The following is a 20,690-nucleotide window of genomic DNA, read 5'->3' on the forward strand; positions in this document are numbered from 1 at the left end:
GGTCATTCCAGGGCGGTCGCCGCAGCGGATGGGCTGCGTAGCAATACGCTGTAGGGCACGCGCGGGATACCCGGCAGTCGAAGGTCCAGTAGCAGGCTCAACGACTCGTCCGCACGCAGGTAGGCATCGCCAAAGTCGCTGTCGAGCTGGGTGGGGTGGGCGATGATCTCCAGCAGTCCGTCCGTGGGGGGAGCGGCGTTGCGTAGATCCACCGGGGTGCATACATAATCGGCCGTTGCGTTGGCGAGGCGGCGCAAGCGTTGGTTGAGCAGGTGTTTGAACACCCGTTTTGGCAGGCTGAGGTTTTGTCCCAGATTGCGCGCCAGCCGAACCGGTACTCCTTGGCGGGCGGCAAACCGCGCGACGATCTCGCCGATCGGCCAGATATTGTGAACGTGTTGATGGGAATCCAGATGGCTGGGTTGCAGGCCGTTGTCCAGGCAGTGTTGCCACTGTGCCTCAAGCTCCTGCAACACCGCTTCACGTTGTTCGCGCCCGAGCCACAAGTGGTGGCGCGCAAGGTTCAGGTCGAACTCGCCAGCGGCGCTGCAGAAGGTTGACTGGCGGACGATCGCCTCGCTCAAGGGGCGGCCGTAGGTGAGGTTGAAATGCAGGCCGACGCGGCCCTTGAGCAGCGGTTGTTGCGCCAGCTGACAAGCGGCGTGGAAAGCGGGCATGTTGGCCATGGCGGTGGCGGAGCTGATCACCCCGGCCTGAAAGGCCCGCAGGATGATTGCATTCTCGTTCGGGCTGAGGCCGAAATCGTCAGCGTTGACGATGACTTGACGAGGCATGTTCGCCCTCCTTGGGGTGTGTACCGCCCACAGGGTTTTTCGCGCCGACGGGCTCGCGGGTGGCCACCCGCCAGGCGCGCCAGGCGTGCAGTCGCGGTTTGAGGTAGTGCCAGCACCGCAGGCCAAGGCCCAGGCAGATGCCACTGGGGCGCCAGGAATAGAAACTCCAGCGCCAGTGTTCGAGTTGCCCGGTCATGCGTTCATGCAGTTGATGGGTGGAGTTGTTCAGGCTCACGCGCGAGGCATCGATCCACTGCCAGCCTTCGTCCAGCCCCCAGAGAATCCATTCCTCAAGCAGTACGCGGCCACTACTCAGGTCCGCATGTTGCGGCAGGAACGCCAGGTTGTAGTCATACAGCCGGCCTTGTTCCAGCAGCCCGAGACGATAGCTGATGCAACGCCCATCGAGCTCCAGCACCACGGCCCGTACCAGGCCAAGGGCGGCGAGGTGGGTGAACGCTTCGTTCATCCATAGTCGGCGGTGCGCGTCGGAGAAGATTCCGACGCCTTCGTCACCTTTCCAGCTGGCCGCTTCGACCTCGCTGATCGCTTGCAGCAAGGGGCCGATGGTCAGCGCGTCCGGGGCCAGGCGCTTGATCTGCGCACCGCAGGCCGTGATACGGTTGCGCGCCCGACGCAGTTTGTAGCGATGATTGCCCGAGACTGCCTGGCGGTCACTGTCGCTGATCAGGAGCACCGGTACTCGACAGCTGAGGCGCCGTTCGCTGGTAGAGCTCAGCGGCATCCAGGGCGTCAGTGTGCCTGGCTGATCCGGGGGCTGCGGCAACTCATTGAGTTGCAACACGGCGTGCGGCAAGTGCTGGCGGATCGCCCTTAGCCCTTGTTGCAGGCTGTCGCTGTCCAGGCAGGCGAGCAGGGCGATCCGGTCGGCCATCGGATAGCCCAGGTGACGAACGACGCGAAATGGCAACCCGGCAAACCGTTCACGGCAGGCGATCAGCGGCAGGCACAGGCACAGTTGGTCGTCCTGCCAGCCCAGCAGGACCTGCAACGTCGTACCGTCTTGCAGGGCGTGTTCGGCCGCGCGCAACCAGGCCAGGGTATTGAAGGGTGTCGCGTCCGGCACGCGCTGGCGTAGCGCTTCGTACGCGACTTGCGGAAAGTCAGGGGCACACAGTGACATGCACCATTGCAATCGCACCGCCATAACGGTTGAACTCCCTGTGCTGCGATGGCGAGGTTGCGCGACGGCAACCGGTTCGATGGAGGGGCTCATGAAGCATTCCAGCTCAAGGCAAACAGCGTTTCGCCGGGCAGCTCGAACTTCACCCGGCCGTCCTCACAGTTGAACGTGGCCGGCCGGCTCTGGCTGTCGGCGCCGAAATACACCAGCGCGCCAGGCTGCAACGGACATGAGGCGGCGATGCCCTGCAAGGTGACATGCTGCAGGCGTGTGGTCTTGTTGACGCCCAGCACACTGCGTTGTCGATCGCTGGCCATGGCCAGCACGTCAACCTCGAACGCGTCATTGTCCAGGCGCACCACGTCCTTGAGCCAGTAGCGAGCGATGAATTGCTGAGCGTAGCCCACCGGCTTGAGTTCGAAGCGATCGCCTTCCAGCACGCGCAACATGCCCTTGCGGTGGTCGCCTTCGTCATCGATCTGGAACCAGTTGAGCATGTCGAGCAGGCCGTCCTGGGCCGAATTGATGGCTACCGAGGCCCACCACAGCGAAGCGAAATGGGTTTCCTGGTCGTAGGGGCTCAGGCTCGAACCGCTGGACATATTGGTCTGGTCCAGCAGCAGCGCCTTGCGGGGCCGACCTTGTTGATCGAGGCCAACGAGCTCGGCGGCGCGTCGCACGCCGTCGCGGTACACGCGGGTGGCCAGCAGGTCGCGGATCATCCATTCGTGCCAGGCCAGGGCGTCGATCCGCTCGCCTGATGCCTGTAGCAGGCGTCGCGCCCAGTCAATGCCACAGCGTTCGGCGGCGTTGTCGGCGAGGGGACCGTTGATCAGCCGCGAACTGGCCGGCATAGCGATGCGCACACCGGCCTGGAAGTTGGCGGGATTGCTTTGCACCTGGCGCACCATGCTGTCGAAGAGTGCTTGATAGTCGGAAAAGTCCGCGTAGCTAAGGTTCGGTTCATCGGCAAAGGCGATGTAGTGCAGGCCTTTGCCCCCCAGGGCGCGGGTCCCGGCGAGCCAGGCGTCAAGGCCGGCGTTGCTGACCGCATCGACGCGCAGGATGGAGCCCCGTTGCGTGGCGGAAAGCAGGGTGATGTCGTGGGTAATGCCCAGGCGTTCCTGGTAAAAGCGCCGGAAGGGGTCCTCGTACTGCGGCCTTTTCGCGGTCAGGTCGACAAAACTGTAGTAGCTGCCCGCGCGCGGCTTGAGCGTATCGAACAGCGAGTGGCTGTCCGGTGGCGGCAGTGCGTAGGGCAGGGCGAGGCCCAGGTCCGGGGTTCGGCCGACGATCTGGGTATGCAGGGTAAGCAGGGTCTGGCCGGCGTCTTCACGCACAGGCTGGAGCTGCTGCGGGTTTTGCGCGAACAGATTGGCGGTGCCATCGAGCCAGAATGCGGCTTTGCCCGAGCCCAGCAGACGCAGCCGCCAGACCTGTTCGACGCTGGCGACAGGCAGCGCCACCTGATCGAATTGCCAATAGTCGCGATAGGATTTGAGCGCCAGGCTCAGCGGTTTGCCATCGGCCAGTCGCTCTACTTGCAATGCCCTGACACCACCATGGAATTTGCCGGCCAGGATCGCCCGTTCGCCGGCTGCGACCTTGAAATACAGCTCGTCGCCATCCCGGGTTGAGGCGCTGAAGTGAACCTTGGCCGGGGCCAGCAGCGCGACGGTGTGTTCATCATGTTCGATCCGATAGTTGCGAAAGCTGTAGCCGGGAATCTCCAGCCGATAGCTGGAGGCACTCGGCGCCAGGTCCCAGCGCTGGCTGCCACGGGTTTCGCTGGCCTTGATGTGCCGTTCGCCCGCGAGCTTGCCCTGACCGTCAAGCAGGTACAGTTGCTCTTCGTTGGCATCCGCTTGCCAGGCCGGGACCCAGCTCACGGTCAGGGTGTCAGGCTGCCCGGCCTGCAGGTACAGGCTGGCGTCACGAATGTCGCCCCAGCGCATGGGCGCGGCTTGCGCGCTCAGGCCCAGGCCGAGGCTGATCAGTAGCAGTAGGTGCTTCATGCCGGTTTACGCATCAGCAGTTGACGCATCGGCACCAGATCGCTGGGCAGGATGATCAGGGTTTGCCACACCGGCACGCCGCTGAGGCGACAGTACAGCCACAGCAGGGCGACGGTCACCGCCAGGTAAGCAACGGAGGACGCCACGGCGGCGCCGACAATGCCATAGGCGGGAATCAGCAGCAGGTTCAGCGCCAGGTTGAACAGGGCGCAGAGGCCCATCACCAGCGAAATGCTGCCGGGCCGGTTCTTGCCCAGCAGATCCAGGCGCAGGATGCTCACGTAACACAGCCCAAGCAGGCCTGGCAGCAAGGCCAGCAGCGCCGGGTACGCCGGCTGGTAGGCCTCTCCGAACAGGGTGACGATCAGCCATTCGCCGACCAGTGCCATGCTCACGCAGGCGGCGATCATCACCGTGGCGGTCAGGCGCAAGGCCAGAGGGGTCAGGCGCTCGATACCTTGTTCCTGCTGCAGCAGGCGCTTCATCAACGGTGTGGTCACCGCTTCCGGTACGATAAACAGCAGTTCGCCAGCGGCGGTGGCCATGGCGTATTCACCCAGCGCGGTGCTGCCCAGCAAAGCGCCGATCAGCAGGTAATCGGAGCGCAGGATCACCTGCTGAAACAGCAGGTCGGGATGGCTTCTGGCGCTGTAGCGCAGCAGTTCATTCTGCCCCGCGCGATCCCATTGCAGGCGCAGCGGGTGATCGCGCTTGAGCCAGTACCAGCCCACGGCGACCACCAGGCAGATGCCCGCGAGCCAGCTGATCAGTGCCGCCTCCAGCGCCGCGCTCTTCCACATCCAGAACAAGGCAAGAAACAGCAGCAAGGGGGTCAGGGACTCGATCAGCCGCAAGACGTTGAAGGCGACCACGCCGCCGGAGGCATTGTGCAGGGTCAGCAAGCCGCTCTTGAGCACGGACAGCGGCACGGCCATCAGCAGCAGCCAGGCCAGCAGGCCCAGTTGGCGGGTGATGTCCAGTTCACCGCCGAACTCGCGCGTCAGCGCCACCACCAACAGCGTCAGCATCGTTGCCAGCAGGCAGCCGAACACCAGCACCTGGCTGAGCAGCAACCCCATGGGGCGTTGTTTTGCCGCCTGAAACCCGACGGCCGAATTCAGGCCGCCGCTGGTGGCGGCGCTGATCAGGTCGGGCAGGGTACTGAGCAACGCGAACAGGCCCCGTTCGCTGGGACCGAGGATGCGCGCCAGCAGCACGTTGCGCAGCAAGCGAAGGGCGATCATCAACACCGTGGTGCCCATGCTCAGCGCCAGGTGCTTGAGGTACTGGTTCAGGGTCATGCGCGGGCCCCTTGGCTGATTCGCCAGGCCAGCAGTTCCGGACGGCTGGCGTTGCGCTGGCTGACACCGAATCGCGGCAGGGCCAGGGGGTCGCCAGTGCCACGGTAAAGGCCGGCGCCGGTGCCCAGTGCAAAGGGGTAACGGTGCGCCGCCAACTGCTGGCGCACCCGTTGATCGTGGTCGCCGTTGGGGTAGCAGTACACCGGCAGGGGCTGCAGGCAGCCGTTGTCCAGGGCGTCGCGGCTGCGCCGCAGTTCCTGTTCCAGGCGCTGGTCGTCCAGCCCGGTCAGGATGGCATGGCTGGCCCCGTGGGGGCCAAAGCTGATCAGTCCTGAACTCTCCAGGGTGCGCACCTGATGCCAATCCAGCGCCTGGGGCGATGCATCCTCGGGGCAGGTCCCGGCGAGCTGGCAGAGAGTGTCCGGCGACAAGCGCTTGAGTGTTTGCAGGTAATGCGCCAAGGCCAGGCTGCGGCGCTGTTCGTCGGCCTCGCCGAGCAGGCTTTCGGGCAGCGTATGACCCGACTGTTGCAGGTGATCGATCAAGTTCTGGCGCGGCACTTCGCCGTGACTGCCCCACAGGGTTTCCCCCAGGCTTTCCCACCAGAAGCGCTGGCGGCTGCCAATAAAGTCCGTGGACAGGAAAATGCTCGCCGGTACCTGATGCTGTTGCAGCACCGCAAAGGCATTGAGCGCGTTGTCACGCCAGCCATCGTCAAAGGTCAGTGCCACCCGGGGCCGGACTGACTGGCGCAGGCGGGCGTCGGGCTGCAACAGCGACATCAGCGGCACGCAGTCGAAATGCCGCTTGAGCCAACCGAGCAGGTGATCGAAGGCCAGGGGGCCGACACACAACTCATTGCGGTGCGGCAGTGCCGCCGCCGCGTCGTCGGCCAGTACCCGGTGCAGCATCAGGATCACGCCGGTGCCGCGCAGTTGATGACGGCCCAGGGGGGAGTTCATGTACAACCAGCCGCTGGCACGCTTGATACAGGTTTTGATCGGCATGTCAGGCACTCATCGAGTCTGGTCGGGGTTCCATTGGTTGTAGCTGTGCCCGCGCAAGAACTGCCACAGGCCGATGCTCATGCCGGCCAGGGTCACCAGCACGAACGCGGCGAGGCGAAACGGCTTGGGCAAGCGGTGACGCACATCCAGCAGGCCGGCCACGGCGCAGGCGTAGCCGAGCAACTGGGCGGCCAGGGTCAGGCGGTAGAAGCCATGCTCATCGAGCAACCAGAGGTTGGCCGCGAGCAAGGGCAGTAACAGTACCGGCGCCAGCCGGCGGATCAGCTTGTGGCTGATCAACGCGATGGCGTACAGGCCATGGTGCAGCGGGTTGAGCAGCTCACGCCGGGCCGCCAGGCTGATCAGGCCGCCGACGGTGACACGCTGGCGGCGGCTGAACTGTCGGTCGGCCTCGTCCACGCCCCGATCGAGCACCTTGGCGTCGTCGACATAGATGACGCGCTTGCCCGCGACCGGTGCGCAGGTGTTGATAAAGAAATCGTCGTTGACCAGAGCTGGAATCGGTTGGTACAGCTCGCGGCGCAACGCCTGCAGGGCGCCGTCGGCCGAGACCGTGCAGCCGGTTCGGCTTTCCACCCGGCGCAGCCAGGCTTCGTAGTGGCGATACAGGCTTTCGCCCAGGCTCAGGCCTGAGCCCGGGACGGGGATGTTCATGTTGCCGACGGTACCACCGACCTCAGGGTCGGCAAACGGCGCCAGCAGCCGCTGCAAGGTGCCGTCGATCCAGTGAACGTCGGCATCGGTAAACACCAGGATATCGCCTGTGCAGTGGCTGACAGCGGCGTTGAGCACACTGTTCTTGCCTTGGCGCGGCAGGTCGAGCACCTCGATGCGCGGGTCGTTGAAGCTGCGCGCCAGGGCCACGGTCTGATCGGTGGAGCCGTCGCTGGCGACGATGATCTGCAAGCTGGCGGCGTGATAGTCCTGGGCCAGCAGATTGCGCAGTTTGTTCTCGATATTGCGTTGCTCGTTGTGCGCGGCAACCACCACACTGACCCGTTGCGCAGGCAAGGGCGCTGGCCTGTGTCGAGGAAAAAACGGCCCTGCGACTGTCAGCAGCAGCGGGTAACCCAGGTAGGCGTACACCGGCAGCAACAGGCACAACCAGAAAATGAGTTTAGCCACGAGCAGGTCTCCTGGCGGTCCAATGACAAAGGCTGAGGGCGAAGGCCGCGCCGGTCAGGTGCAGACGCAACCAGTGCAGGCCCCAGAGTTGTAGGGTCAAGCCGAGGTGGTGGTGTTTCAGGCTCTGGCGCAAGCTCAGTGCGAGCGCCGGCAGGCTGCTGATCAGCAGAAGCGCCAGGGCCAGATGCGGCATACCGTCGAGCAGTGCCGCAATGGCCAGTCCGTCCAGCCCCCAGGCGCCGATCGAGAGCAGGGGAAAGCGCAGCAAGCGCAAGCTCACACCTTGGCTGCGCAGCAGTTGCAGGTGACTGCCCTGGCGCCACAACTCCTTGCCCATCCACTCACGCCAACTGCCTTCATAGCCCCAATGCAGGGCGACACTTTCATTGACCGACAACAGTCGCGCCCCCGTCCCGCTCAGGCGCAGGGTCAGGTCCTTGTCCTCTCCGGTACGCAGGCTTTCGTTGAAGCCGCCGATGGCGACAAAGCGTTCGCGGCGCATCAGCAGGTTGGCCGAGGGTAGCCATTGCACCGGGTGCATCGTCTGGGTGGTCGGGCGCAGGGTGCGGCGTTGCCAGGCATGGGCAAACCACGGCGCCTGGAGCGGGATGTGCAGATCCAGCGCCAGCACATCGGCCTGCCCGGCCAGTTCCAGCCCTGTCAGCAAGGTCAGCCAGTTGGTCGGCATTTCGATGTCGGCATCGATAAACGCCAGCCATTCGCCGCTGGCCAGCGCTGCGCCGCGATTGCGCAAGGCGCCGATGTGCAGGCCGGGCAGGCTCAACACTTGAGCACCCAGGGTGCGGGCGATCTGCGGTCCCTGATCATGGGAGCCGTTGTCGACCACAATCAGCTCGCACTCAAGCCCTGCCGATTTCGCCGCCAGCCGGGCCGCCTGCAAGGTCCGCGCAATGTGTCGGGCTTCGTTGAACATGGGAATGATAATGCTGACGCAGCTCATGCCTGGCGCTCCGGCAAGGGGCTTTGTTCGGCCGTCTGGCGCAACACCCAGGACATTGCCAGCATGATCCACAGGTATTTATGGTTCGCGGCGCTGAGGAACAGCAGAAACAGCATCAGCGACACCAGGCTCATGGCCAGGTGCGTGACCAGGTCGGCCTGTTCCCACTCATGGCGCTTGAGCCAGGCTGCGCGGGCGCGTTGCAGGTTGAACAGGCCCGTGCCGAGCAGACCGACAAACAGCAGCCCGGCCGGAATACCCAGCTCACTGAACGTTTCCAGGTAGGTGTTGTGGGCACGACGGTACAAGTCGTTGGCTGCGCCCTTGATCGAGAATGCCTTGGCGTAGCCGGTGACCGAGTAATGCAGCGGGAAGGTGCCCGGGCCCGAGCCCAGCAGCGGGTTTTCCTGGATCATCTTGCTGCCGACCACAATGTACGACGCGCGACGGCCCAGCGACTCGTCACGGTGGGCACTGGCACCGGAACTCAGAATGCTCAGCGACTGGATCCGCGCCAGGTACCCGGCCGGCATGGCGTAGATGGCCAGTGGAATCACGATCGCCGCGCCGAGCATGGCAAACCCCAGATGACGCGGACGAACGCGTGGTAACTGGGCGCGGTAGTGGTACAGGCCTATGAGCAGGGTGATGAGCAACACCACCAGCCCGGAACGGGACTCGGTCTTGGTCATGCCGACCAACAACAACAGGCAGCAACCGCCCCAGAGCAAGCGTTGCCACAGGCCAGGACTCTTGAGCAGCAGCAACAGCGCCAGGGGAACGGCGAAAGCGATCAGCAGGGCAAAGGTGTTCGGGTCGGCCAGCAGGCCGGCGGCGCGACCCTGGTCCTGATACTGGGTGGAGAGCATCGCGAGGGCGCATGTCAGCGACACGCTGAGGGTCACCAGTCGACAGAACATCATCATGTTCATCTCGCGGCCGATCAGCAGGGTGATCACGAACAGCACCAGGGCGACGCTGATTTCATGCAGGTTCACCAGGGACCGATCCAGGTTATCGGTCAGTAGCATGCTCAGGAAGTACAGCACCATGAACCCGATCAAAAAGCGCCACAGGTTACTGCGCAAGCGCTCGGACGGAATCTGGTGCACCGCCAGTTGCAGGCACAGGATCAGAGCCAGGGACGCTCCCAGGAGTTTTGCCCCGGTCGGCGTGCTGTCCTTGAACAGGCCTTCAAGCGGAACCATTGCCACGATCCCCAGCAAGCCCCAGGCCGGCCGGCGATACAACACCGCCACGCCAACGATACCCAGCACGGCGCCGGGGGCCAGGTACGGCCAGGGACTGGCCAGCAGTACCAGAGAGACCAGCCCCAAAAGACTGACCAGCGACAGAGGGATGATCACGCGCGAGCCTCCTGTGCAGTGCGGATATACAACTGCGACCAGCGCTCGGCGAGGGCCCGCAGGTCGTAGCGGTCGAGTTGGGTGCGGCGGGCGTTTTCCGTCAGCGTGCGAGCCAACAGCGGTTCGTTGAGCAGGGTTTCCAGTTGTCGCGCCAGTGCCGGGCTGTCGGCCGGTGCGGCGAGCAACCCGTTGTGCCGGTCTTCGAGCACATCGGGAATGCCACCGACCCCGAACGCCACCACCGGTACTCCGGCTTGCATGGCCTCCAGCAGAATCATCGGTGTGCCTTCGGTGCGTGAACTGATCACCAGTGCATCGAGCTGCGTCCACCAGGGGCCCATCTCGGTCTGGTAGCCCGGCAGCGTAATGCGTTCCAGCAAGCCGGCAGCGTCGATGCGTGCCACCAGGGCGGGCCGCTCCGGGCCGTCACCGAGCATCACCGCGTGCAACTGTGGATATTGCTGGCACAGCGGGATCAAGGCATCGAGGAACAGGTCCGGGCCTTTCTCACAGCTCATGCGCCCCACGTAACCGGCCAGCCAGCGTTGCTGATCGGCGGTGCGTTGGGGCAGGGCAGTGGCCGCCGGCAAACCGTTGGGAATCACCTGGAGCTTGTCCGCCCGGACACTGGCATGCCGGCACAGCACCGCAATGCTCTCGGCCACGCAAACCACCCGGTCCACCGACGCGGTGCGGCACAGTTGCAGGCTGAGCCAGGTGTAGAACTTCTGTTTGCGGCTGCGCGGGGTGAAGCCGTGCTGGGTAATCACCAGCGGCAGGCGCAGCAGGGTCGCGGCCACCCAGCCCAACACCAGGCCCTTGAAGTTGTGGGTGTTGAGCAGCGGACGTTCGTCGCGCCGTTGACGCAGGTGTCGCATCAATTCACCCAGTCCCGCGCAGGCACGGCAATCGACCCCGGCGGCGCGAAACCGGGCGATGAGTTCGGGCGGCGCATCGAGAAATAGCACCTGGTGCTGGCCGGGCGTTGCCAGGCAATGGTCCAGCAACATCCGCTCGGCACCGTAGAACCCGCCGCTGCCGAGCAGATGAATGATCGGCAGCGCAGGTGCGGTCTGCCCGTTCAATTGCGCATCCAGTGCAGGAAGCTGGGGACGGTCCAGTTCGGGTGCGGATTGTTCGGCAACGCTTTCTGGTCGTTGATCACCAGCAGCACCGGCAAGCCCAGTTCGCGGCTGATTTGTGCCGGGTGTTTGAAGCGATGGTCGAAGAACTCACGCACATAGACCAGGGCGATCGCCAGCAGCAGCCCGCTGAGCAGGCCGAACGGAATGATCAGCAACGGTTTGGGAAATGCCGCCTCGGTGGGTTCGAACGGTGGGCTCAGGACCCGTGCGTTCGACAGGTCGTTGTCGAGCAGGCGCGCGGTACTGCTTTCGGCAAAACGCTGGGCGTAGGTGGAGAACGCGGAATGCAGGGCGTTGATTTCGGTGTCCATCTGCCGCAGCTTGCTCTGGGTTTCCTGCAACTGGTGGATACGCTCCTTGTACTCAGCGATGCGCGCGATTTTCTGATCGATCACCAAGCCGATGACGGCCAGATCGTTGGTGCGTTCCTGAATCCGGTTGCCGACCACTTTCAGGAACTGCTGGCGGCCGCGGGTAATTTGTTCGCGGGTCAGCAGCATCGGTTCACTGCCAGGCTGGAACACTGCCAGGTCGTTGTTGTAGCGCGTGACCAGGTTCGTCAGCTGTTCGCCGAGCTGTTTGATTTCCCGGTCCTCGAACGCCACCTTGTCCACGGTGGTGGTGAAGGTGTAGGGGAAGGTGTAATCGCTGAACCTGGCGTTGCTGGCGTTACCCAGGTTGGCCTTCAGGTAGTCGAGCCAGCGTTGGTTTTCCAGCAGGCGGTCGCGGTACAGGTTCAGTGCCTGTTCTTCCGTGTTGATGGCATTCAGGCGGAAGGTGATTTCCTCCTTGGGGTCGGACGAACCGACGCGCTCCAGTAGCCCCAGGCGCGTACCTTCCAGGCCGTCGAGGCGGGTCTGGTATTGCAGTTTCTTGGTTTCATAGAACGTTTGTGGCAAGTCGATCGATTGCAGATCCTGACGGTTTTGCAGGTAGTTCTGCAGCAGTTGCGCGACGAAGTCGGTGCCCTGCTTGGGGTCGCCAAAACTGTAGATGATCGAGATCACATTGGAGCCGGGCAGGGTTTCAACCTTCAGTTTGTCGATGGCCTCTTGCGTCAGCCCGTCCAGGGTCGTATCGCGCACCGGGTCGACTTCCAGTCCGAACAGCTGGCGCGCCGGGTTGATCACGTACTCGCGCAGCGGGTTGATCAGCAGGTTGCGCAGCGGGTCGGTTACCACTCTGGCGAGCAGGCCCGGGGCCGGGTTGTACTCACCCTTGTCGCGCAACTGGCTGATGGTCTGGCGAATCAGCGCCGGTGAACGCAGGATGTTGGCCTCGGTTTCCATGTCCGACAGGGTCGGTGGGACGAAGGTCGCATTCTCCTGGGTCAGGGAGGTGGTGGCATCCCCCTGGGACAGTTTCTTGGACTGCACGATCACTTGCGCGGTGATATCGAAGCTCTGTTTGAGCACCAGCGGTAGCAGCAGGGTGATGACTGCAAAGACCAGGAAGACTCGTTTGACCAACTGTTTGTTGGCGAAAAAGATCCTGAAGAACTCATGCAGGTAGTTTTCCTTTGGATTCATGGCCGGTCACCTGTGAGTTAATTGTTGTTGTCGTCTTTGTCGTCCAAGCGATAGCTGAAGCTCATGCCCACGCCCTGGAAGAGCACGACATCCGCCAGCTGCCGCGCCAGTTCACCGGCGCTGGCCAGCTTGGTCTTGGGCACAAAGAGCATATCGTCCGGTTGCAGGTAGGCGATCTGCGCGGCGTCGCCGGACAGGGCCGCGTCGACGTCATAGTGGCGCGCTTCGACCTGATTACCGTTGCGCCGCATGATCACCACCGAATCCAGGCGGGCCTTGGCGTTGGCACCACGGGCCAGGGTCAGGGCCTCGAGCACCGAGATCGGCCGCCGGACCGGGTAGGCACCCGGCTGGCCGACTTCGCCGAGCACGAACACTTCGTTGCCCTGGGTGGACTTGAGCATCACGTTGACGGTCATCCGCCCCGGCAACTGCGCGTAGCGCTTGTTGAGGAAGGTTTCCAGCTGGCTGACGCTCATCCCTTGCAGGGGCACGGCGCCGACTTCCGGAAAGCTCGCGTAACCGTCGTTGCCCACGATGATTTCCCGGCTCATGCCGGTGGTCGGGTGGTTCAGCGTGCTTTTGAGGTTGTTCTCGTTGCTCAGCGGGCTGATCACCTGCACGGTCAACTGGTTGCGGTTGGGCTGGAACAGCATTTTGCGTTGATAGGCACGCTGGATTTCGTCGCGCGCCTGCTCGCTGGTCAAGCCCTCGATTTTCACCGAAGTGTTGGCGCCCGGCAGCGCAATGGTGCCGTCCGGCAACACCAACTGGCTGCCGTTGAGCTGGCTGGCGGCGGTGAAATTCAGGCCGATCTGATCACCGGATTGAATACGGTAGGCCGATGAGCCTGAGGTGCTGACGTGGAAGATCACGTCCAGTTTGTCGCCCGGGCGCAGGGTCTGTTCGACCTTGGGCATATCGGTGGCCTGGGCATTGGCCGGTGCGGCGGTGAGGATCTGCACCGGCATGCTCTGGGTTTCGGTGTGGCTGGAGCAACCTGCTAGAGGCAGCAACAGCAGGGCAAGCCATTTCGCGTTCATGAGGTCATCCTTTGGCTGCTGTCTTTACAGGTTGTTGTAGAGCCATTTGGGCATGTAGTACTTGCGGCTGTTGAAAATGCTTCCGACCAGCTTTGCCCCGGCCTGGGTCAGGCGCTGGCCGGCCGCTTGTGCGACTTCCCAACGGGTCTCCTCGGCACGCACCACCAGCACCACGCCGTCCACCAGGGTACTGATGACCAGAGTGTCGGTGGCCGAATACACCGGGTCGCCATCGATCACCACAAACCGGTACTGCTCGGCCAGTTGCTTGAGCAGGGGACGTAGCTGCTCCGGTGTGAGGTGCTCGGCACCGCGTCGATGGTGGCCGTTGGGCAGAATCAGGAACGGCAGGCCCGTCAACTGCGTGATGCAATCGTGCAGCGGTGGCGCGCTGTCGTGGTTGAACACCAGGTCGCGAAAACCTCGCTCCTTGTGCAGCCCCAACTGCTGGCTCAGGTTATTGGCGGACTGGCTGGCATCGACCAGCAGCACCTGGCCGCTGCTCATTTCCGCCAGTTGTCGGGCCAGCACCAGGGCACTGGTGCTGACGCCGTCGCCGCTGTTGGCGGCCGTCAGGAACAGGACTCGCAGGTCCTGGTCGAGTACGGTCGAGGTCAGGTTGGACTCGCTCGGATTAGCGATGGTCAAGCTTTTGGTTGAACCGTCCATCTCAACTTGCTCCGTGGCCACTGAAAACCTTGAAGGGTGTCTTGAGCAGGATCTTCAGATCCAGCAGCAGACTCTGGTTGGCGATGTAGCTCAGGTCGAGCTCGACCCGTTGATCGAAATCGATATTGCTGCGTCCGGAGATCTGCCACAGGCCGGTCATGCCAGGGTAAATGCTCAGGCGCGCGAGGTGACTGTCCTTGTAGCGATAGGCGTTGAACGAGGTAGGCCTGGGGCCGACCAGGCGCATGTCGCCCTTGAGTACATTGATCAGGTTGGGCAACTCGTCGAGGCTGCTGCGTCTGAGGAACCCGCCGATTGCGGTGATCCTCGGGTCCTTGTCGATCTTGAAGTCGATGGCATCGGCACCGTGCTTGTTCAGGTGGCGCAGCGACTCCTTGAGGTCCTCGGCGTTGGCGACCATGGTGCGGAACTTGTACATGCCGAACAGGCGCCCGCGGTAGCCGGTGCGTTTCTGGACAAACAGCACCGGCCCCGGACTGTTCAACCGGATGGCCAGGGCCAGGGCCAGCAACAGCGGCGACAGCAGCACCAGCAGGATCAACGCGCCCAGTGTGGCGACGATCCGGTTGGTTCGCGACAGGGTCCAGGGTCGCCCGCCGTCACGGCCGGTTATCCAGCCACGACCTTGCATGTGGATCGCTGAATCCAGGCGCATGCGCTGCTCGGGATCGAGGCGCTTGTCACGGCGCATCGTTTGTACCGGCACCTCTTGTTCATGACCGGTCATAAACGCCTCCGTATAGGCGAGGGCTCATCCGGGCGCGAAGCATCGCCAGCGAGCGACGTCGGGATGACGGGCAGCACGTAATACTCACGGAACCAGGCCACGAAACGCCTGAGCCCTTCATCGAGTGCGATCTGTGGGTGAAAATCGATGTCGTGTTCCAGCTCACGGACATCGGCAAAGGTGTTCAGGACATCGCCGGGCTGCAGGGGCAGCAGGTCAACGTTAGCCTGGCGTCCCAGGTGTTTTTCCAGCAGCGCCAGATAGTCCTTGAGCTCGACAGGGCGCTCGCCGCCGACGTTGTAGATTTTCCAGGGCGCCATGCTGCTCGAAGGGTCCGGGTGCTTACGGTCCCAGTCGATGGCCACCCTGGGGGGGCGGTCAAGCAGGCGCGCAATGGTCTCGATAATGTCGTCGATGTAGGTGAAGTCGCGCTGGTGCCGGCCATGGTTGAATAACTTCAGCGGGCGACCCTGGACGATCGCCTGGGCAAAGCGGATGGGCGACATGTCCGGACGCCCCCATGGGCCATACACGGTGAAGAAGCGCAACCCGGTGCAGGGAATGCCAAACAGGTGGCTGTAACTGTGGGCCATCAGCTCGTTGGCTTTTTTCGTGGCCGCGTACAGGGACAGCGGGTGGTTGACGCTGTCATGGGTGGAGTAGGGCGTCTGCTGGTTGGCCCCGTAGACCGAACTGGAGGAGGCGTAGATCAGGTGCTTCACCGGATGGTGCCGGCAGTTCTCGAGAATGTTCAGGAAGCCGCTGAGGTTGCTGTCCAGGTAGGCTTTTGGATTATCCAGGGAGTAACGCACCCCGGCCTGGGCAGCCAGGTGAATCACGACCTCGGGTTGCTCGCGGGTGAACAGTGCGACCAGGGCATCGCTGTCCACCAGATCGGCCCGCAGCAGGGGGAATGGGCCCACCTGTTGATGTACCCAGTGCACTCGGGCGTGCTTGAGTGCCGGGTCATAGAAGTCGTTGAAGTTGTCCAGGCCGATGACCTCATGCCCGTCGCGCAACAGCCGCAACACACAATGAGCACCAATGAAACCGGCTGCACCGGTGATCAGGATTTTCATACGGCCGGTCCTTCGGGCATGACATGCCGCAGGCCGATGCCGCGATAGTGCAGGCCTGCATCCGCGGCTTGCTGCGGGTTGTAGAGATTGCGCCCGTCGATCACGACTTTTGCGCGCAACTTGCTGGCGAGCATTTCGAAGTCGACCACGCGGAAAATCTTCCACTCGGTGCAAATCACCAGGGCGTCGGCGTCTTCCAGGGTGTCGTCGCGGGTGGCACACAGGTGCAGGTCATCGCGATAACCATAGAGGCGCCGGCATTCGGCCATCGACTCCGGGTCAAACGCACGCACCGTGGCGCCTTCCTGCCACAGTGACTCCATCAGGTAGCGGCTGGGCGCTTCGCGCATGTCGTCGGTGTTGGGTTTGAAGGCCAGGCCCCAGAGGGCGATCTTTTTTCCGGTCAGCCCTGCCGGAAAGTACGGCTTGAGCTTGCGCAAGAGGATGTGGCGCTGGTCGTCGTTGACCTCGGTAACGCTGCGCAACAGGCGCAGCGGCATGCCGTTGTGCTCGGCGATGTGCAGTAGGGCGCGCAGGTCCTTGGGCAGGCACGAGCCGCCAAAACCGCAGCCGGGGTAGATGAAGTGATAGCCGATACGTGGGTCCGAGCCGATGCCCCGGCGCACGGCCTCGATGTCGGCGCCCAACTGTTCGGTGAGGTTGGCCAGTTCGTTCATGAAACTGATGCGCGTGGCGAGCATGGCATTGGCCGCGTATTTGGTCAGCTCGGCGCTGCGGCTGTCCATGAACATCAGTTTTTCCCGGTTGCGGCAGAACGGCGCATAGAGTTCGGTCAACTGGGCGCGGGCTTCTTCGTCAGTGGTGCCGATGATGATCCGGTCCGGGCGCATGCAATCGACCAGGGCGCTGCCTTCCTTGAGAAACTCCGGGTTCGAGACCACCCGCACGCTCAAGTACGACTTGCCGCGCCGCGCCAGTTCTTCCTCGGCACAGGCCATGACCTTGTCGGCAGTGCCGACCGGAACGGTGGACTTGATGATCAGGGTGCGGTTGGCGTCCATGGCGTTGGCAATCTGCCGGGCGACGCTCAGTACATGGCTGACGTCAGCAGATCCGTCTTCATCTGCGGGGGTGCCCACCGCGATAAAGATCAGTTCGCCATGCTCGACGGCATCGCTGGCCTGGGTGCTGAACAGCAGGCGTCCAGCCTTGATGTTCTCCTCCAGCGCCGAGCTCAGGCCGGGTTCGCTAATGGGCGGTACGGCTTGTTGCAATTGACGGATCTTGCCCGGGTCTATGTCGACGCATAGCACCCGATGACCGACATCCGCCAGTGCAGCAGCTTGAATCAGGCCGACGTAACCCGTACCAAATACGCTCACGTCCATACTGGCGTGCCTCGTGAAACGGTGGATGTAACTCAAATGAGACTGTTAGAAGGGGTATAGACGAGTGCGGGGAATCCGTGCCGGCAAACTGACACGTTCTTCATGTTGAAAAACGGTCAGTATTCGGGCGATCTGCTATCAAGTGCCTCAAAGCACTGGCTTTGGTCAGTTTTTGAGCATTCACAAGGCGAATCAAGAATGCGATAAACGGTCGTATGCCTTGTATTACAAGGGGTGGGGAGAAGGATGTGTGTCAGAAATGAATCAACTTTTTTTTGACGTTTTATCAGTCAAATGACATGTATTACGTTTTTCATGTGCTGTAACGTTGTCGAAAAACGATCAGTATTCAATGGCTGTCACTCCACGACACCGCGCTGGGTGTGTCGTGAACGATAATGCCCTGGCGCACAGTCGAACCAGCGCAGGCAGGCACGATTGAAGCTCTGCACATCGCTGTAGCCGAGCTGGTCGGAAACCTGCACCAGTTCAACGGCCGGTTGCAGCAGCAGGTCTTCGGCGCGGTAACGCCGGTATTCGTCGAGCAACTCGGAAAAACTCCAGCCCAGGGCCTTCAGGCGGCGGGCGGCGGTACGTTCGAGCAGGTGCTGGGAGGCACAGAAGTCCTGCCAGTGGGCGCCGGGCAGATCGCCGATCAAGTGGTCGCTGACCAACTCCAGCAACGTCGACTCGCTGTTGCGCCGGGTATGTTCCAGCAACTCGACCAGGGTGTCCTCCAGCTGATGGTTGCCCGGTGTCAGCGGCTGCACGAACAACCCTGGCTCAAGGTGAATCACAGGGTTGGCCTGGCACCAACGCACGGGGACGCGAAACGCCTGTTCATGGGGCAGCGTAGTGGCCGGGGCAGGGTGGGTCAGGTCGACAGCGAGAATCGGGTCTGCCCCCAGGCCGCTGGCGAGCAGCTTGCGCCGCAACATGCTGCACACGCTGACCAGGATGTAGTCGGTCAACGGAGCGGTGGCGCGCAGGCTGCCGCAGTCGCGCAGGTGCAACTGCACCGAGCCTTCGCCGCGCACGATCCGCGCCTGGAAATGACCATTGAAGAACGGGAAGAACCTGACGAAATAGGCACAGGCACTTTCCAGTGACGCGGCGACATCAAACAGGTAGGTCAAGCCATTGGTCGAGGTGGACACGAAGCGCCGGCCCGCCGCCAGACCCACCAGCGGATCATCGGTACTGGCCTGGGCAAAGGCCCAGAAACGTCGAGAGAGAAACAGCGGAACGCGCATGAATGGGGTGCGCAATTCAAACAGGCTGCGGTGAAACAACGCCTCGATCTGTTCGCGCGCAATCCCGCGGGCCAGCAGTTCTTCAATGGCCGGCAGCAGGCTGGGGGCGTAGAACGCGTTGGGTGTCGGCTGATCGCTTTTTGTCATTTAGGGCTCACAGCATGTTCCGGTTCACTGGTTAGGCTGCCCGACGTTAAGCGATTTGCCGGAGCAAGACCATGCTTGATTTACGCCAGCTCGACCTCAACCTGCTGCTCGCCTTCGATGCCATCTACCAGCAACGCAGCGTCACCCGCGCCGCCGAAGTCATGTGCCTGTCGCAACCGGCGATGAGCAACGCGCTGCGTCGGCTGCGTGACTTGTGTGGCGATCCGTTGTTCATCAAGAGTCGCCTGGGCGTCACCCCGACCCTGGTGGCGCACCGTCTGGCCGACTACGTGCGCAATGCCCTGGAGAGCCTGCGTGACGGTTTGAAAATGATTCCCGCCGCCCGCCAGAGTACGCCGTTGCTGCGCATCAGTTGCCTGGACTGCCTGCAACCGGTGCTGCTCGATGCCTTGCTCCTGGCGCCCCATGCCGATTGGCAAGTGCGTTACTTCCAGCCTCGGCGGCGCGATGCCTTGCAGGAACTGGCCTCCGGAAAACTGGACATTCTGATCGACCTCGATCAACCGCTGGCGGGGTTGGCCGGCTTGCACAAGCAGGTCTTGCCGGCCGATCACTACGTGTTCGCGTATGGCGATGCACTCAAGGAGCCGCCGCGCACCCTGCAAGCCTATCTGGCGCAACCGCAGATCCAGGTTTCAAGCCGCCGCGACGGGTTGAGCCCGGTGGACCTGCACCTGGGGTTGAAGAGCCTGCGCCGTACGATTGCCGTGAGCACCCAAAGTACCCTGGCCGCGAAGATGATCGCCGACCGCCAGCCGTTTGGCCTGAGCCTGCCGAGCCGGGTCGCTTGCGCGCTGGGCATGCAGCAGGCGCCGCTGCCGCTGGACGAGCCGGTGCAGTTGCAACTGGCGCTGTACATCGAGTCGCGCTATCGCTTCGAGCGCAGCCGTGAAGAGGCGATGCACTGTCTGCTTCAGGCGTTGGGCGAACCACGGTCCCCCCAGGCCGTGGCGCGGCGCGCCTGACGCTGCCCTGGCGGGAACTCAGAAGGCGTACGGGATCGTGACCTTGGCCCAGAGCATCTGGCCTTCGGGGCGGTTCTCCACGTCGAACTCCTTGGCCCAGCGTAACTCGGCGCTGGCGTACTTGAGGAAGGTTACGAACATCGCAGGACCGATGGCGAACACCTCGCCACGTACACCGTCGTCCACGTCCTGGCCATTGAACTGCACGGTGTGGCCGTACTGTTTGTCGTCGGTGGTTTGCTTGAGGTAGTAACCGTTCAAACCGAGGTTCAGGTTGTCGGTCACCTTGTAGCTGGCGGAGTAGTCGAAGTGGAAAATCTGCCCGGAACGGTAGTCCGTGTCGTGGTTTTCCTGGTTGAAGCTGTAGGTGGTCTTGACTGACAGCTCGGTTTTTTCCGTCGGTAGCCAGGTGAAGGAAAACAGCGGCTTGTAGGTGTAGAAATTGTTGCTGGTGTTGGCCAGGCGAGTGGCGTCGTACTCACCGGTGGGAATGGTGATCTCCAGCGCGGCGCCCAGTGTCAGGTTTTTCCCCATGTCCCACAGAATGATCGGCGCCACGGTGGTGTCGCCCATGCTTTCGCGGTCATCTTCCAGGCCAAAGGCCGACACCTGCTGCTTGATCCAGGGTTGCGCCGCGTAGAAGCCCAGGCGACCGCCGGCAATGCGCAACGGGCTGAGGTAGTCCAGGCGTGGAACGACCGCCTCGGACTTGATTTCGACGTCCGGCACCTTGCCGCCCAGCGAGCTGATGTTCAGCTCGGTGGCCTTGTAGACGTTGTAGTAGAGGTTGAACGCGACCATGTTGTCCGGGAGGTTGTTGACGTCCAGCGGCAACATGAAGAAGCCATCGGTGCCAGGGCCGATGTTGTCGACCCCCGACTCTGTGGCGTGTGCCGATACGCACACACTCGACAGCAGGGCAACGCTTGCAGCCAGTCGCAGGGGAGAGAACGCACGGGTCGGATTCATTTTTCTGCTCGTTATTATTGTTAGCGGACGCGCCGCCG

Annotated in this window: 18 protein-coding genes; 1 reads left to right on the top strand and 17 read right to left on the bottom strand. The window is 62.9% G+C overall.

Annotated features, from left to right (window positions below; all coding sequences use genetic code 11):
- Positions 1-2: 2 nt before the first annotated feature.
- The 16 genes from CKW07_RS17975 to CKW07_RS18050 form a co-directional block, all read right to left on the bottom strand.
- Positions 3-794 (bottom strand): ChbG/HpnK family deacetylase, encoded by a 792-nt coding sequence (locus CKW07_RS17975; RefSeq protein WP_095146342.1) that lies wholly within the window; start codon positions 792-794, stop codon positions 3-5.
- Entirely contained in the window at positions 766-1,962 is a 1,197-nt protein-coding gene (locus tag CKW07_RS17980) for a GNAT family N-acetyltransferase (RefSeq protein ID WP_095146343.1), read from the bottom strand. Before CKW07_RS17980 ends, CKW07_RS17975 begins: the two co-directional genes overlap by 29 nt.
- A gap of 65 nt (positions 1,963-2,027) precedes the next feature.
- The gene (locus tag CKW07_RS17985) at positions 2,028-3,953 is read right to left on the bottom strand and encodes a hypothetical protein (RefSeq protein WP_095146344.1); all 1,926 of its coding nucleotides are present in this window, start codon (positions 3,951-3,953) and stop codon (positions 2,028-2,030) included.
- On the bottom strand, positions 3,950-5,254 hold the full coding sequence (locus tag CKW07_RS17990) for an oligosaccharide flippase family protein (RefSeq protein ID WP_095146345.1): 1,305 nt from the start codon (positions 5,252-5,254) through the stop codon (positions 3,950-3,952). The genes CKW07_RS17985 and CKW07_RS17990 overlap by 4 nt, the downstream gene beginning before the upstream one ends.
- Positions 5,251-6,261: a polysaccharide deacetylase family protein gene (locus CKW07_RS17995; protein WP_095146346.1), complete on the bottom strand. Its 1,011-nt coding sequence runs from the start codon at positions 6,259-6,261 to the stop codon at positions 5,251-5,253. Before CKW07_RS17995 ends, CKW07_RS17990 begins: the two co-directional genes overlap by 4 nt.
- A 9-nt stretch (positions 6,262-6,270) precedes the next feature.
- Complete coding sequence (locus tag CKW07_RS18000) at positions 6,271-7,407, bottom strand: glycosyltransferase family 2 protein (protein ID WP_095146347.1); 1,137 nt, start codon at positions 7,405-7,407, stop codon at positions 6,271-6,273.
- Positions 7,400-8,368: a glycosyltransferase family 2 protein gene (locus CKW07_RS18005; RefSeq protein WP_095146348.1), complete on the bottom strand. Its 969-nt coding sequence runs from the start codon at positions 8,366-8,368 to the stop codon at positions 7,400-7,402. The genes CKW07_RS18000 and CKW07_RS18005 overlap by 8 nt, the downstream gene beginning before the upstream one ends.
- Positions 8,365-9,735, bottom strand: coding sequence for an O-antigen ligase (locus tag CKW07_RS18010; RefSeq protein WP_095146349.1), 1,371 nt, complete (start codon positions 9,733-9,735; stop codon positions 8,365-8,367). Before CKW07_RS18010 ends, CKW07_RS18005 begins: the two co-directional genes overlap by 4 nt.
- A complete protein-coding gene (locus CKW07_RS18015; protein WP_371850657.1) occupies positions 9,732-10,832 on the bottom strand; it encodes a glycosyltransferase family 4 protein in 1,101 nt (366 codons plus the stop codon). The genes CKW07_RS18010 and CKW07_RS18015 overlap by 4 nt, the downstream gene beginning before the upstream one ends.
- Positions 10,817-12,409: a Wzz/FepE/Etk N-terminal domain-containing protein gene (locus CKW07_RS18020; RefSeq protein ID WP_095146350.1), complete on the bottom strand. Its 1,593-nt coding sequence runs from the start codon at positions 12,407-12,409 to the stop codon at positions 10,817-10,819. The genes CKW07_RS18015 and CKW07_RS18020 overlap by 16 nt, the downstream gene beginning before the upstream one ends.
- Before the next feature lie 17 nt (positions 12,410-12,426).
- Positions 12,427-13,452, bottom strand: coding sequence for a polysaccharide biosynthesis/export family protein (locus CKW07_RS18025; protein ID WP_095146351.1), 1,026 nt, complete (start codon positions 13,450-13,452; stop codon positions 12,427-12,429).
- Between the two features lie 24 nt (positions 13,453-13,476).
- Positions 13,477-14,121, bottom strand: coding sequence for a CpsD/CapB family tyrosine-protein kinase (locus tag CKW07_RS18030; protein ID WP_095146352.1), 645 nt, complete (start codon positions 14,119-14,121; stop codon positions 13,477-13,479).
- A gap of 1 nt (position 14,122) precedes the next feature.
- Positions 14,123-14,869: a sugar transferase gene (locus CKW07_RS18035; protein ID WP_095146353.1), complete on the bottom strand. Its 747-nt coding sequence runs from the start codon at positions 14,867-14,869 to the stop codon at positions 14,123-14,125.
- Complete coding sequence (locus CKW07_RS18040; protein ID WP_095146354.1) at positions 14,866-15,948, bottom strand: NAD-dependent epimerase; 1,083 nt, start codon at positions 15,946-15,948, stop codon at positions 14,866-14,868. The genes CKW07_RS18035 and CKW07_RS18040 overlap by 4 nt, the downstream gene beginning before the upstream one ends.
- Positions 15,945-17,297 (bottom strand): UDP-glucose/GDP-mannose dehydrogenase family protein, encoded by a 1,353-nt coding sequence (locus CKW07_RS18045; RefSeq protein WP_095146355.1) that lies wholly within the window; start codon positions 17,295-17,297, stop codon positions 15,945-15,947. The genes CKW07_RS18040 and CKW07_RS18045 overlap by 4 nt, the downstream gene beginning before the upstream one ends.
- 359 nt (positions 17,298-17,656) lie before the next feature.
- Entirely contained in the window at positions 17,657-18,697 is a 1,041-nt protein-coding gene (locus CKW07_RS18050) for an AraC family transcriptional regulator ligand-binding domain-containing protein (RefSeq protein WP_095146356.1), read from the bottom strand.
- A gap of 71 nt (positions 18,698-18,768) precedes the next feature.
- Between CKW07_RS18050 and CKW07_RS18055 the strand changes: the two genes are divergently transcribed.
- Positions 18,769-19,683: a LysR family transcriptional regulator gene (locus CKW07_RS18055; protein WP_095146357.1), complete on the top strand. Its 915-nt coding sequence runs from the start codon at positions 18,769-18,771 to the stop codon at positions 19,681-19,683.
- Between the two features lie 18 nt (positions 19,684-19,701).
- On the opposite strand, the gene CKW07_RS18060 is transcribed toward CKW07_RS18055, so the two are convergent.
- Positions 19,702-20,652: a transporter gene (locus CKW07_RS18060; RefSeq protein WP_095146358.1), complete on the bottom strand. Its 951-nt coding sequence runs from the start codon at positions 20,650-20,652 to the stop codon at positions 19,702-19,704.
- Positions 20,653-20,690 lie beyond the last annotated feature (38 nt).

Origin of the sequence: Pseudomonas sp. Irchel s3b6, assembly GCF_900187415.1 — a bacterium.
In the GTDB taxonomy this organism is placed as follows: domain Bacteria; phylum Pseudomonadota; class Gammaproteobacteria; order Pseudomonadales; family Pseudomonadaceae; genus Aquipseudomonas.